Source organism: Gramella sp. Hel_I_59 (assembly GCF_006714895.1).
In the GTDB taxonomy this organism is placed as follows: domain Bacteria; phylum Bacteroidota; class Bacteroidia; order Flavobacteriales; family Flavobacteriaceae; genus Christiangramia.
The window spans coordinates 3,203,940-3,217,577 of sequence record NZ_VFME01000001.1 but is presented as its reverse complement, the minus strand read 5'-3'; the positions used below and the strand labels follow the sequence as shown (position 1 = coordinate 3,217,577).

Below are 13,638 nucleotides of genomic sequence, written 5' to 3'. Positions count from 1 at the left end.
TTGAATATTATCCGTTCTTAGTTTCTTTTTGAGGCGTAGCAAATTCTATGGGCAAAGCATAGGCGATCGCCACTTTCTCACCCTCAAATTCACCCGCTTGCATCTTTGGCAATGATTTGATCACGCGAGTAGCTTCAGCTTGGAGGCTGGCTCTAACATCAGCTTCTTTTGCCAGAGATCTTGATTCAACATCTCTAATATCACCGTCTTTCCCTATCACAAATTTCACAACGATACGTTGACGACCGGTAAGATTCAATTCTTTTCCCAGAGCGGTGTTAAAATTTTTATTCACATGATTGGTGATTCGCTCCACCGTGCAATCTTTCTGATCATTGCCAGATAGCGATTCACATCCAGGAAAGACCGGTGATTTATCTGCCACCGCAAAGGGTGTAGCCATCTCCTGGCTGAAACCTGAAAGAGAAATTAGCAATACAAAGAGGCTAAGTAGATTTTTAATTTTATTGATTCTCATAATCTTGTTTTTGAATTTATTATTGGACCTTAAATGCGATTGGTAGACTATACATGACACTTACGGCACGACCATTTTGTTCTCCAGGAATAAATGATGGAAGTTCAGAAATTACTCTTTTAGCTTCCTCTTCTAATCTCGGATGCGGAGCTCTTGATTTAATATCCTGAACCTGTCCGTTTTCATCAATTCTGAATTGAACGATAACACGATTTATTCCTTCAAGTCCTAATTCCTTTCCTAGGGAAGTATTGAAGTTCTTGTTGACGAATTTTGAAATTTCTGAAGAAGTACAATTTTTTCTAGCGTCATCCACCCATTGGTCACATTCCTGAAAGGCAGGAACTTTATCGATCACAGCAAATGGTACTGATGAGGTTTTTTCTTCCTTCGTCTCTATAATTACTGGTTCACTGATTTTATTGTTTTTTCGATTTTGTAAATATTCATCATAAGTTATTTCAAAACGTTCATTATTGCGAGCCGAAAATTTCTTGTCAGACTCGCTATAGGTTCCATTCTTTATTTTTCTTTCCTTGCTACTTTCCATGACCCATTTGGTAAAAACTAAGAATCTGTAATATTCTTCCTTAGTTTGTTCTGCTTTCGGTTCCTGAGGAATATGTGTAGAAGCTATTTTATCCCAGCTCAATCCTTTTGCTTCCATTTCTTTTAATTCTGTCCAATATGAATCCACGAGATTTTCATGTTCTGCCTTACTAACTTCCATCGTGCTTTGTTCAATTGAATTATCATCTGAACATGCAACATAAGTGAGCATTAGCATTAGCAAGGGAATGATGAGTAAAAACTTGAATTTTGAAATGTTGGATGATTGATTTTTCTGTAACATAATGATTCGTTTTTTGATTAATGAATGACTAAAAAATTGATTGGTGAATGAAAAGTTTTCTGTTCCGAAGGCTGTATTGAGCAACTGTTCGAAATATTGCTTTTTTCCCGATTTTTGAACGGTGGTACTATCAGCAATATACTCATGAAGCGTAGCCAGACGTGACTGGAAAATATAGATAAGCGGATTGAACCAGAACAGGATCTTTAATAGTTCGAAAACCATTAAATCAAAACCGTGATGATCGTGCAGGTGTACCAATTCGTGCGTGATGATATGCTGTCGGTCTTTTTCTGAAATTTGGTCTCCTATATATAACTTATTGAAATAGGTAAAAGCAGTATACGAATCTGGAACCTCCCTCAGCTCGTAGTAACGAACATCAAGAGTTTTACTTTTTCGAGCGATCTTCTGAAGTTTAATGAGCTTGAAAATAAATATGCTTAAACTAATGACTACTCCTGCAAGATATAACCAGAACAACCAGTTGATCGAAGGATCGGCCTGAACAGGATTCGCAGTCGCGGCTTTCGAGGTTTCACCAATCATAACCTCCGGCATTAAGATCATTGTTTGATCGCTAAATTGTTGCATTATGCGTGCTGGTGCACTTTGCTGTAAGCTCCCAATTTTTACAAATGGAATCAAAAACGCCAGGATAGGAGTTGCAATCAAGTACGCACGGTTAAGTTTAAAAAAGGTTTCTTTTTCCAGCAATACTTCGTAGATCACGAAAAATGCCAGCTGGAATAAAATTACCTGGATGATATAATGTTCCATCACTTATTATCTTTATTGATTTCTTTCAAGATTGCTTCGAGATCTGTTGATTTCATCTCGTTCTTTTTCATAAAAAAGCTAACCATACTTTGAAATGAACCATTAAAATAATTGTTCATCAACTGGTTAATGCTCTGGTTGCTATAGGTTTCTTTCTCAACTTTTGGAAAATAGATATAACCTTTTCCCTTTTTTCTATGATCTACAAATTCCTTATTCTCCAGGATTCTTACAATTGTCGAAACCGTGTTGTAGGCCGGTTTAGGCTCGGGCATTTCATCAATGATTCCGTTCACATTAGATTCTTTTAGATGCCAGAGAATTTGCATGATCTCTTCTTCTGCCTTGGTTAATTGTTTCATGGTAAATGAATAAGTTGAAGCTAATATAGAACTAATCTTTTAGTTTGAACTAATTATTTAGTTAAAAAATGATTTTAAGTTGATTATCTTCGTTCAGAAAAAGAAATAGTATGGAGATAGTATTATTAAGTGTAGCGGCGATTTTTATGATCCTGGGGATCCTGGGAAGTTTTCTGCCGGTCTTGCCTGGAGTACCATTAAGCTGGATTGGGCTGCTTATATTTTTCCTTATTCCGGGAGTAGGAGTGAATTACGTGTTCCTTGGAATCACACTTTTTGTTGCCATCCTTTTCTATATTCTCAATTTTGCCATCCCAGCAATGGGAACTAAGAAATTTGGAGGAAGCCGTAAAGGAATGATCGGTGCAACCATAGGTTTGATCATAGGGATTTTTGCTCCATTTCCGTTCGCTATTCTTATTTGTCCGTTTGTAGGTGCTTTTATTGGAGAAATTCTAAATAAATCTGATTCCAGAACGGCTGGAAAGGCTGCTTTTGGTTCTTTTCTCGGTCTGCTGGCTTCCAGCTTTATGGAATTCATCGTCACCTTTGCATTTCTTATCCTGTTCCTTTACCAATTCTGGAGTTATAAGGAGTTTATATTCTGAAAGATCTGATTTTCAGAAACCTTTAAATAAGCGTACTTTTGCAAAAAAGTTAAATGATGTTGGATTTTATCGTGGTAGGAGCGGCACAGGCAGGTTTGGCCATGGCCTATTATCTAAAACAACAGGGTCATAACTTCCTGGTCGTGGATAAAGAAGCCGAAATTGGTGCTTCATGGATGAATCGATGGGATTCTCTTACTCTTTTTACTCCTTCTGAATTTAATAATATGCACGGGATGGAATTTCCGGCTAAAAAAGGTCATTACCCATCGAAAACTGAAGTCGCCGGCTACTTTAAAGAATACGTGCAGAATTTTGATTTTCCGGTTCAGTTAGAAACTTACATCCAAAAGATCACACGAGTAAATAATCATTTTCTTCTGAAGTCGCCGCAAGGTGATCTAAAAGCCAGAAATGTAATTATTGCTACAGGGCCATTTCATATTCCCTATACACCAGCTTTCTCCAAAAAGATCTCTTCTGAAGTTTTTCAGATCCATAGCAACTATTATAAGAACCCAGAACAGTTGCAGCCAGGACCTGCGATGGTGGTGGGAGCCGGAGATAGCGGATTTCAGATCCTCGATGAAATTTCTGAAAATGATCGCAAAACCTATTTTTCAGGAACTACAGATGTAAAAGTACTTCCGCAGGAAATAATGGGTAAAACACTTTGGTGGTGGTTTACAAAATCTGGTTTTTTAAGCTTCAGCAGAGATACATGGCTGGGAAAAAAGATCAGTAATTCGCGACAACCCGTAATTGGAACAGATGTAAAAGGGATTCTTGCCAGGGAAAATGTGAGCGCTGTGGGTAAAACGAAAGATGCTGAAAACGAACGTATTCTTACCGAAAAGGAAGAGCTTCGGGACATAAAGAATATCGTCTGGGCTACTGGTTACCGACCAAACTTTGAATGGATTGAAGGACTGGAACTGGCCAAGAACGGCTACCCTGAACATTATCGTGGAGTAAGCAATATGGAAGGTCTTTACTTTATTGGCCTGCCCTGGTTACATACCAGAGGTTCTGCAACCCTTGGCGGAATCAAAAAAGATGCGGCTTACCTCGCCGGGAAGATCGCTGAAAAGCATTCAGTTTCAGTATAAAAACCTTTCAGTAATAAGAACTTCAGCTAAATTGGTTTTATGATTGTATCGCATATCTTACTTTTGCGATATGACAGTTACAGATACGCACACTCATTTATATAGTGACTCATTTGATGGCGACCGGCAGCAACTTATTCAGGATGCCATCGCTCAAAACGTGACCCGTTTTTTCATTCCGGCGATAGATTCAGAAACTACCCAAAGTATGTATGAGCTGGAAAAAGCATTTCCAGATAACATATTTTTGATGATGGGATTACATCCTACTCATGTGCAGGAGAATTATGAAGATGAATTAAAGCATGTAGAAGAGGAACTTGCAAAGCGCAAATTTTACGCTGTAGGAGAAATTGGAATCGATCTGTATTGGGATAAATCCACGCTGGAAATTCAGCAGGACGCTTTCAGAAGACAGATACAGCTTGCGAAAAAGTACAAACTTCCAATTGTTATTCATTGTCGTAATGCTTTTGATGAGGTATTTTCAGTATTAGAAGAAGAAAAAGGTGATGATCTTTTTGGGATCTTTCATTGCTTTACGGGGAATTTCGAGCAGGCGCAACAGGCGCTTTCCTATAATATGAAACTCGGTATTGGCGGAGTGGTTACTTTCAAAAATGGTGGAATCGATAAATTCATGGCTCAAATTCCGCTAGAGCAGATTGTTCTTGAGACAGATGCTCCATACCTGGCTCCTAAACCTTTCCGCGGAAAAAGAAACGATCCTGTCTTTATATTAAAGGTTGCCGAGAAATTAGCGGAAATATATGAACTCCCAGTGGAGACCATTGCGGAGGTAACTACCAAAAACTCAAAGGAAGTCTTTGGAATCTAAAGCTGTTAAACATAAATTTTGTTCATTTGTTGAACTAATATTAGAGATAGGTGCAAAATTTTGATGATATACGTTTTTACGACGATGAAGAGGTAAATCCTGCTTTGCAGCAGTATGTGAAACATCCCATGGTAAAGGCGCTTCTGCAATTTACCTTTCCCGATCTGGAATATGACGAGATCAGGACCATACTCGCAGATTGCTATTCTATTAAGGATTTTCAAAGCAAGGTAATTTACTATAGTGTAGAGAAAGTTCTGGAGAAAACCAGTGAGGGTCTTAGTGACCGTGGTTTTGATAAACTTGATCAGGATGAATCATACTTCTATATTTCCAATCACAGGGATATTCTGTTAGATACTTCGTTGCTTAATTATACGCTATACAACCATGACCTGGTGATGACGGCTTCAGCTATTGGCGATAATCTGGTACAGAAACCTTTCCTTGCTGCCCTGGCAAAGTTAAATCGAAATTTTCTGGTTCTTCGAAATCAGAGTCCGCGTGAGATGCTTAAAAGTTCCATGCGACTTTCAGAATATACGAGAGGATTACTGGAAGACTCAAGATCGATCTGGATGGCGCAAAGAGAAGGGCGAACCAAAGATGGTAATGATGTGACCCAACAGGGTGTTCTCAAGATGATCGGGATGGCCAAAGGTGACCTGGATCTTCTCGATTACCTGGCTAAGATCAAGATCGTACCGGTTTCCATTTCTTATGAATTCGATCCTACAGATATGCTGAAGATGCCGGAAGTACTGGCAAAAAGAATGCAGGAGGAATATAAGAAAAGCGCCAATGAAGACTTTAATAGTATCATGCAGGGCGCGATGGGTCAAAAAGGTAGAATACGCCTGAATGCGGGCGAAGTGATCACTTCAGCAGACCTGGATTATATTCGTGAGCAGAATCTTTCAGTCAATGATCAGCTTCAGGCAGTTTCCAAACTCATTGATAAAGCGATCCATAAGAATTATAAGTTATGGCCATCGAACTATATAGCCTGTGATCTACTAAGAAATGAGGAGCGTTTTACAGATAAATACACAGAAAAGGAGAAAAGACAGTTTGACCGTAGAGTTAGCAGACGTGTGGATGTCAAAAATCCGCTGGCTTTGAATAGTTACCTGTTAATGTATGCGAATCCTGTAATCAATAAACTGGGACTTAATGAAGGATAATTCCAAGATACTACTTGTTTATACCGGTGGTACCATTGGGATGATCAAGGATTATGAGACTGGTGCGCTAAAAGCTTTCAATTTTGATGAGCTTTTGCATAACATCCCGGAATTGAAGATTCTTGAGCATGAGATCGAAACCATGACCTTTGGTGATCCTATCGATTCCTCCAATATGAATCCCGAATACTGGATCAAGATCGCAAATGTGATCCACGAACGATTCGATGATTACGATGGGTTTGTGGTGTTACATGGGAGTGATACCATGTCATATACCGCTTCAGCGCTGAGTTTTATGTTCGAAAACCTAACGAAGCCAATCATTTTCACCGGTTCGCAGTTGCCTATCGGGGATTTGCGGACAGATGCTAAGGAAAACCTGATCACAAGTATTCAGGTTGCAGGTTTAAGAAAGAATGGAAAACCAGTTATTTCTGAAGTTGGGCTTTATTTTGAGTACAAATTATACCGGGCGAACAGGACTACAAAGATTAATGCCGAGCATTTTCAGGCATTTTCTTCCATGAATCATCCTGCTCTCGCCGAATCTGGTGTATATCTTTCGGTTAATTATAAGGCACTTTGGGCTCCCAATAGAAAGCAGAAAACAAAATTACATACAGGTTTTGACGATAATATACTCGTATTAAAAATGTTTCCGGGAATAAGCGAGAGCACGGTGGAGCATATTCTGGCCAAACCTGGGCTAAAAGGAGTGGTGTTAGAGACTTACGGTAGCGGGAATGCGCCGAATACATCCTGGTTTCTCGAACTTCTTCGGAAGAAAATAAAAGAAGGGCTTTTTGTGGTCAATGTGACGCAATGCGTAGCAGGAAGTGTGAACATGGGACAGTATGAAACCAGTGTAGGTCTTAAGAAAGTAGGGGTGGTTTCCGGAAAGGATATCACTACCGAAGCTGCGGTAAGTAAACTAATGTACCTGATAGGTAAAGACTTATCTCCAAAAGTTTTCAAAACGATCTTCGAAACCTCCCTTCGAGGTGAAATGTCTTAAAATTAATGGCGGGTTTCTTGACGGGTAATTATTTTTTTCGTTATTTGCCGAGCCTAACAAATACAGAGAGGTGGCCGAGTGGTCGAAGGCGCACGCCTGGAAAGTGTGTATACGTCACAAGCGTATCGAGGGTTCGAATCCCTTCCTCTCTGCTAAGTGTTTATTTAAAATAATTTATATCTTTAACCTTTAACTAATTAAATTAAGACAAACAGTAATGAAAAGATTATTTTCTATTTTGGTAATCGCCGCGATTACGGTTCTTGGAACCTATAATCTACAGGCGGCTAACGGTACGAATAATTTGCCAGGAACGATTGTGAGCTTTGTACAGGATGACGAAGAAGCAATGGCCGGTGATGAACTGGAAGAAGAAGACCTTGGTTTCCACCAGGAGCTTAAAAAACGTTTCATCGAAGGTGGTCCGGAATTTATGGGGATCGTACTTTTGTGTTTAATTCTTGGTTTGGCTATTGCCATTGAGAGAATTATCTTTTTAAACCTATCTACTACGAATACTAAGAAGTTAGCTCAGGATGTTGAGGACGCACTTCATAGTGGTGGTATCGAGGCTGCTAAGGAAGTTTGTAGAAATACAAAAGGGCCTGTTGCTTCAATTTACTATCAGGGTCTTGATAGAGCAGATGAAAGCATCGAAGCTGCTGAGAAAGCAGTAGTTGCTTACGGTGGTGTTCAAATGGGACAGCTTGAGAAGAATGTATCTTGGGTATCTTTATTTATTGCACTTGCACCAATGCTTGGTTTCATGGGTACTGTAATCGGGATGATTCAAGCTTTTGACCGTATTGAAGCAGCTGGAGATATGCAGCCTTCACTTGTGGCAGGTGGTATTAAAGTAGCACTTCTTACAACAGTATTTGGTTTGATCGTTGCGATTATTCTTCAGATTTTCTACAACTATATCATTGCTAAGATTGATAGCATTGTAAATGATATGGAAGATGCATCTATTCTTCTTATCGATATGTTGGTAGCTTACAAGAATAAAAAACGAATCTAAGACAACGTAAATTATGACTTTACATAAAGTATTAAAATATCTGGCACTGGTCATTGGTGTCGTGGGATTGATCCTTTTAGGAAGGATAATCGTTACAGGCGGAGACGCAATAAAAGCCTCGGCAGACTTACAGGGGAGTCATTTAGACCCTTACATGTGGATAGCGTATCTAGTTCTTGCAGCTGTAGTTGTATTAGTTGCTATCTTTGTGATCGTAGGTTTATTCAGAGGAAATATTAAGAACACAATTATTGCCGTGGGATCTTTTGCAGTGATCATTATTGTCGCTTATGTATTAAGTGATGGTGAGGCAACTCAATTGAAAGATGGTACTATGCTGTCTGCATCTGGTGATCACTGGGTGGGCGCAGGATTAATTACCTTCTATATACTTGCAGGAATCGCGATTGCTGCAATGGTATTCTCCGGAATAAAAAAACTAGCTAAATAATATGGCAAAGAGATCAGCACCGGAAGTGAATGCCGGGTCTATGGCAGATATCGCCTTCTTACTTCTAATCTTCTTTCTGGTAACAACTACCATTGAGACAGATAGCGGAATAAGCAGGAAATTACCGCCATGGCAACCTGAAGAGCAGGATCCTCCGGTTATTAAACAACGTAACATCTTTACGGTGCTTGTGAACAGTAATAACGAGCTGCTGGTTGAGGATGAGAGCATGGAAATTGGAGAACTGCGTGCAGCAGCTGTTGAATTTCTTGATAATGGAGGAGGTACTGGAGACGAAGCATGTAGTTTTTGTCAAGGTCCTAAAGATTCAGGATCTTCTGTGAACCCACAAAAAGCCATCATTTCTTTGGTCAATAACCGTGGGACTGAATATGGAACATATATAGCTGTACAGAACGAACTTGTAGCTGCATACAATCAGCTTAGAGATCGTGAAGCTCAAAGAATGTATGGAACAACCTTCACGAAAATGGAGAGTAATTATAACGATCCAAGGTATACTGGTGATAAAGAAGCTTTGAAGGAAAAGATCGATGTGATATCTGATATGATCCCTCAGAAATTATCTGAAGCCGAACCAACGAGTTAGAACTAAATAAAGAAAACGACTTAAATTATGTCAAAGTTTAAAAAGAAGAAATCTGGAGAGTTGCCTGCTGTAAACACGGCATCTTTGCCTGATATCGTTTTTATGCTATTGTTCTTCTTTATGGTGGCAACTGTAATGCGTGACAATACTTTAATGATTCAAAATAATTTACCTTTTGCAGATCAGGTGGAAAAATTGGATAAGAAGGATTTGATCATGTATATCTATGCAGGGAAACCAAGCGAGAGATACCAGGCTAAGTATGGTACTGAAGCTAGAATTCAATTGAATGATAAATTCGCTAGTGTTGAAGAAGTGCAGAAATTTATCTACGCTGAAAGGGAATCTAAGCGTGAAGAACTAGTTCCATATCTTACTACTGCTCTAAAAGTAGATGAAGAAACCAATATGGGGCTTGTATCTGATATCAAGCAGGAACTAAGAAAAGCAGAAGCGTTGAAGATCAACTATACTACCAAAAAGGGAGAAGCTGGTAAGAACGTTAACTAATATCTTTTCAATTTAATTATAGAAAGCATCCTGTCCGGGTAAAACCAGGCAGGATGTTTTTTATATTTATAGCTTATTATAAACCATGAGGATCAAACTGATCATTCTTACCTTAACATTACTTTTTCCTGTACTCTCAATTGCGCAGGAAGATGAGCGGCAGTATAAGATCCCGGATTCAGTACCCTTTACCATAGACAGCCTTTACAGAGAGGATCAATTCTACGTCGGTTTTAGTTTTAATTTGATCACGAATAAACCTGAAGCAGTTTCTCAGGAAAGTTTTTCCGGAGGTATAAACCTGGGGGTAATTCGGGATATACCTTTAAATGAACGTAGAAACATAGCTCTCGGTCTTGGGATTGGTTGGGGAATTGATAGTTATGGTCAGAATTTGCGTATTACTAAGTCTGCTTCCGGTGTCACAGAATTTCAATCCTTAGAAGACATAGATTATGATACCAATCGCTATACGACACAACAGTTCGAATTGCCTTTTGAATTTAGATGGCGTACTTCAACATCAGAATCTTATAAGTTCTGGAGGATATATACCGGTGTTCGTTTAGGGTATATTTATAACTTCCGAAGTAATTATAAAGATGACGCAGAACAGAGTGTTATAAATGATCTTTCAGAACTGAATAAATTCCGGGCTGGAGCAACTTTTACCTTTGGTTACAACACATTCAACTTTCATTTCTACTATTCTTTGATCCCTTTTTTCAAAGACGCTTCACTTCAGAATGAATCTTTGGATGTATCTACTTTAAAAATAGGTCTGACATTCTATATTCTGTAAACCAGAGATTGAATAGGAGTAATTGTGGTCCTAAACCTATTAGACTTCCCAGCCATAGTTCTGAGTTTGTATGGGCTTTAAAATAAAGCCTCGATGATGCTGTAAGTCCGCAGGCGATGATAAGAAAAGCCACGGTATAAATGTAGTAAAGGTGAAAGTAAATACAGAAGCCGGTAACGAACATTAATAGACCGGTGATTCCCATCATATGCAAACTGACTTTAAGCCTGAACCAGCTCAAGGTATAAGCTAATAGAGTAGAAATAAGTATGCCTGCGAAGTAATAATAAAGTCCGGGGTAATTATAGAAGTTCAAGATTTGATGTAAAACCATCAATATTAACAAGCAAAAGAAGAATAGTGGCCAGCGCCTTTCTTCAACTTTCTCCAGAAAAACCGACTCTGCCTTTCCAAGATTCTTCAGTAAAAAATAGAATACTACCGGGATGAATATCGTAATGATCGCTATTGCCATTAATTTAGCCTTCACGATCTCGTCTGGAAAATACCTTGGTATAAAAATAAAGTAAAACAGACTTCCAAAGAATGGCATCCACAAGGGATGGAATACGTATGAGGAAAGCCTAAGCAGGATTTTCATTAGATCTCTTTTCGCAATCTTGCTACAGGAATATCCAGTTGTTCGCGATATTTCGCAACCGTTCTTCTGGCAATAGGATAGCCTTTGCTTTTCAGGACCTTAGCTAGCTTTTCATCTGTAAGAGGTTTTCTTTTATCCTCTTCTTCTATTGACATTTCCAGGATCTTTTTTATTTCTCTTGTAGATACTTCTTCACCCTGATCATTGGTCATCGATTCAGAAAAGAACTCTTTAATAAGTTTGGTCCCGTAAGGAGTGTCAACATATTTGGAATTGGCTACTCTTGAGACTGTAGAAACGTCCATCTCAATTTCATCTGCAATATCTTTTAAGATCATGGGTCTTAGATTCCGTTCATCTCCAGAAAGAAAGTATTCTTTCTGGTAATTCATGATCGAACTCATAGTCACCATAAGCGTTTGCTGTCTCTGTTTAATAGCTTCAATAAACCATTTTGCGGCATCTAGCTTTTGTTTAATAAACATAACGGCATCCTTCTGTGCCTTTGTCTTTTCCTTGGATTCCTTGTAACCTTTAAGCATGTTACTGTAATCCCTAGAAATATGCATTTCAGGAGCATTTCTACCATTCAGGCTCAACTGTAGATCACCATCTTCTATTTTGATGGTGAAATCTGGTATTACATGCTCAACCATTCTGGTGTTTCCAGAATAGGCTCCACCAGGCTTAGGATTTAAATGTTCAATCACATCTATAGCCTCACGAAGATCGTCCTCGCTTATATCATGACGGGTAAGAAGTTTGTTGTAATGTTTTTTACTGAAATGATCAAAAGAGCGTTCCAGTAGATCTTTGGCTAGTTCCACTTGTCTTGTGGATTCTCTGCGGTTTAGCTGAATGATCAAGCATTCTTCAAGACTTCGCGCACCAACACCAGCAGGATCGAGACGTTGTACTTTTTTAAGGACTTTTTCAACCGTTTCCTCGTCTGTGTAAATATTCTGGGTGAACGCAAGATCATCTACAATATCCTGAATGCTTCTTCTAATATATCCGCTTTCGTCAACACTACCCACCAGGAATTCTGCGATATCCTGCTCAATATCATCGAGTCTTATCGTGCTTAACTGAGTTTTCAAATGTTGCGTAAATGAAGTTCCAGCGGCATAAGGCACCTGCTTGTCTTCATCATCTGCACTGTAGTTATTAGCATTCAGTCGATAACTTGGAATTTCATCATCACTCAAGTATTCATCAACGTCTATTTCAGTCTCAATACTTTCACTATCGGTATCGTATTCATCGTCTGAATTATCATTAGCTATATCATCATATTCGTCGACACGATCTTCCTTTCCATCCTCCAGCGCCGGGTTCTCTTCCATTTCCTGTTTGATACGCTGCTCAAAAGCCTGGGTAGGCAATTGAATAAGCTTCATCAACTGGATTTGTTGTGGAGAGAGCTTTTGAGATAGTTTAAAATTTAATTGTTGCTTTAGCATAAAAGAGTGCTTGTCTAACAAAAATAAGGAAAAATCGATCCAAGTTGGCTTTGGCACGAACTATGTTCGTGGTAAATTTTTGTTAAGACAGCTTATGTCGGGAGAGGTTTCTAAACCTCTTCGGAAGCTTTAATTCGAAATCCATTTCTCTTGAAGTTATAGGATGCTCGAAACTTATTCCGGAGCTAAATAGAAACAGATTCTTGTTCTTAAAATACCCTTCTTCGATTCCATAAATTGGATCTCCCACAATGGGCAAGGACATTTTACTTAAATGTATACGAATCTGGTGCGTGCGACCAGTGATGGGTTTGGCTTTCACCAAAGAAAAAATTTCGTCCTCAATTTCAAAATTATCAACCGGTTCAAAAATGGTCGTTGCGGCTTTACCGTCTATACTTGCAGTCTGTGTCACCACGCATTGTAGCTGGCCGTGAACCAGCGTATGATAAGTTTTATGGATTGATTTATTTTCAAAAGCGCTGTAAAACAATTGCTGTACTTTCCTGGTTTTGGCAATGAGAATGATCCCGGCGGTAGGATTATCCAGTCTGTGAACAGGAACCGGATATCGTAAAGCATCTTTTAAATTTGATACTAATAAATTATGCGGAAGGGCATTTTCCAGTGTTCGAAAATAATTGCCATTGGTAGGAATGCCTGATGGTTTGTGAACTACAGCGAGATATTCATCTTCATATAGTACTTCAAGTATAAATTTGAAGATCTTTCTTTGCTGAAATTTATCTTCGAGAAGTTCGATCTTCTGTCCCGGTTGGATCCAGTCTGCAGTAGTTGCTTTTTCTCCATCCAGTAGGACGAGCTTCTTTGCGATCGCCTTTTTCAGTGCCGACCGACTGTTTATTTGAGGGAAAATAGAAATCGCATACTCCTGCAACCGGATCTTATGTTCGATTGCAGGAACTGTATGCGTTGCTATAATATTCAAT

General features: G+C 39.0%; 16 protein-coding genes and 1 tRNA gene. 11 read left to right on the top strand and 6 right to left on the bottom strand.

Annotated features, from left to right (window positions below; translation table 11 throughout):
• Positions 1-7: 7 nt before the first annotated feature.
• The 3 genes from JM79_RS14915 to JM79_RS14905 are packed head-to-tail and all read right to left on the bottom strand — an operon-like array spanning position 8 to position 2,473.
• Entirely contained in the window at positions 8-478 is a 471-nt protein-coding gene (locus JM79_RS14915) for an energy transducer TonB (protein ID WP_141878917.1), read from the bottom strand.
• 19 nt (positions 479-497) lie between these two features.
• The gene (locus JM79_RS14910) at positions 498-2,111 is read right to left on the bottom strand and encodes a M56 family metallopeptidase (protein ID WP_141878916.1); all 1,614 of its coding nucleotides are present in this window, start codon (positions 2,109-2,111) and stop codon (positions 498-500) included.
• Positions 2,111-2,473 (bottom strand): BlaI/MecI/CopY family transcriptional regulator, encoded by a 363-nt coding sequence (locus JM79_RS14905; RefSeq protein WP_141878915.1) that lies wholly within the window; start codon positions 2,471-2,473, stop codon positions 2,111-2,113. Before JM79_RS14905 ends, JM79_RS14910 begins: the two co-directional genes overlap by 1 nt.
• Before the next feature lie 110 nt (positions 2,474-2,583).
• Here JM79_RS14905 and JM79_RS14900 point away from each other — a divergent pair, with 110 nt between their 5' ends.
• The 11 genes from JM79_RS14900 to JM79_RS14850 all read left to right on the top strand — a co-directional run bounded on the left by JM79_RS14900 (position 2,584) and on the right by JM79_RS14850 (position 10,624).
• Positions 2,584-3,081 carry a DUF456 domain-containing protein gene (locus tag JM79_RS14900; RefSeq protein ID WP_141878914.1) on the top strand — a complete coding sequence of 166 codons (498 nt, stop codon included), beginning with the start codon at positions 2,584-2,586 and terminating at the stop codon, positions 3,079-3,081.
• Positions 3,082-3,137: 56 nt separating this feature from the next.
• The gene (locus tag JM79_RS14895; protein WP_141879259.1) at positions 3,138-4,190 is read left to right on the top strand and encodes an NAD(P)/FAD-dependent oxidoreductase; all 1,053 of its coding nucleotides are present in this window, start codon (positions 3,138-3,140) and stop codon (positions 4,188-4,190) included.
• 70 nt (positions 4,191-4,260) lie between these two features.
• The gene (locus tag JM79_RS14890) at positions 4,261-5,028 is read left to right on the top strand and encodes a TatD family hydrolase (RefSeq protein ID WP_141878913.1); all 768 of its coding nucleotides are present in this window, start codon (positions 4,261-4,263) and stop codon (positions 5,026-5,028) included.
• Positions 5,029-5,078: 50 nt separating this feature from the next.
• Positions 5,079-6,212, top strand: a complete 1,134-nt coding sequence (locus tag JM79_RS14885; RefSeq protein ID WP_141878912.1) for a 1-acyl-sn-glycerol-3-phosphate acyltransferase — start codon at positions 5,079-5,081, stop codon at positions 6,210-6,212.
• Entirely contained in the window at positions 6,202-7,230 is a 1,029-nt protein-coding gene (locus JM79_RS14880) for an asparaginase (protein WP_141878911.1), read from the top strand. Before JM79_RS14885 ends, JM79_RS14880 begins: the two co-directional genes overlap by 11 nt.
• Before the next feature lie 64 nt (positions 7,231-7,294).
• Positions 7,295-7,382, top strand: a tRNA-Ser gene (locus JM79_RS14875).
• Between the two features lie 65 nt (positions 7,383-7,447).
• Positions 7,448-8,251 (top strand): MotA/TolQ/ExbB proton channel family protein, encoded by an 804-nt coding sequence (locus JM79_RS14870; protein WP_141878910.1) that lies wholly within the window; start codon positions 7,448-7,450, stop codon positions 8,249-8,251.
• Between the two features lie 13 nt (positions 8,252-8,264).
• Positions 8,265-8,702, top strand: coding sequence for a hypothetical protein (locus JM79_RS14865; protein ID WP_141878909.1), 438 nt, complete (start codon positions 8,265-8,267; stop codon positions 8,700-8,702).
• Between the two features lies 1 nt (position 8,703).
• Positions 8,704-9,312 carry a biopolymer transporter ExbD gene (locus JM79_RS14860; protein ID WP_141878908.1) on the top strand — a complete coding sequence of 203 codons (609 nt, stop codon included), beginning with the start codon at positions 8,704-8,706 and terminating at the stop codon, positions 9,310-9,312.
• A gap of 27 nt (positions 9,313-9,339) precedes the next feature.
• Positions 9,340-9,822 (top strand): biopolymer transporter ExbD, encoded by a 483-nt coding sequence (locus JM79_RS14855; RefSeq protein WP_141878907.1) that lies wholly within the window; start codon positions 9,340-9,342, stop codon positions 9,820-9,822.
• 85 nt (positions 9,823-9,907) lie between these two features.
• Positions 9,908-10,624, top strand: a complete 717-nt coding sequence (locus JM79_RS14850; RefSeq protein ID WP_141878906.1) for a porin family protein — start codon at positions 9,908-9,910, stop codon at positions 10,622-10,624.
• Here JM79_RS14850 and JM79_RS14845 read toward each other — a convergent pair.
• The 3 genes from JM79_RS14845 to JM79_RS14835 all read right to left on the bottom strand — a co-directional run bounded on the left by JM79_RS14845 (position 10,587) and on the right by JM79_RS14835 (position 13,637).
• On the bottom strand, positions 10,587-11,225 hold the full coding sequence (locus JM79_RS14845; protein ID WP_141878905.1) for a hypothetical protein: 639 nt from the start codon (positions 11,223-11,225) through the stop codon (positions 10,587-10,589). The two genes, JM79_RS14850 and JM79_RS14845, sit on opposite strands and share 38 nt — an antisense overlap.
• Positions 11,225-12,688, bottom strand: coding sequence for an RNA polymerase factor sigma-54 (rpoN, locus tag JM79_RS14840; protein ID WP_141878904.1), 1,464 nt, complete (start codon positions 12,686-12,688; stop codon positions 11,225-11,227). The genes JM79_RS14845 and rpoN overlap by 1 nt, the downstream gene beginning before the upstream one ends.
• An 82-nt stretch (positions 12,689-12,770) precedes the next feature.
• Positions 12,771-13,637, bottom strand: a complete 867-nt coding sequence (locus JM79_RS14835; protein ID WP_141878903.1) for an RluA family pseudouridine synthase — start codon at positions 13,635-13,637, stop codon at positions 12,771-12,773.
• Between the last annotated feature and the right edge of the window lies 1 nt (position 13,638).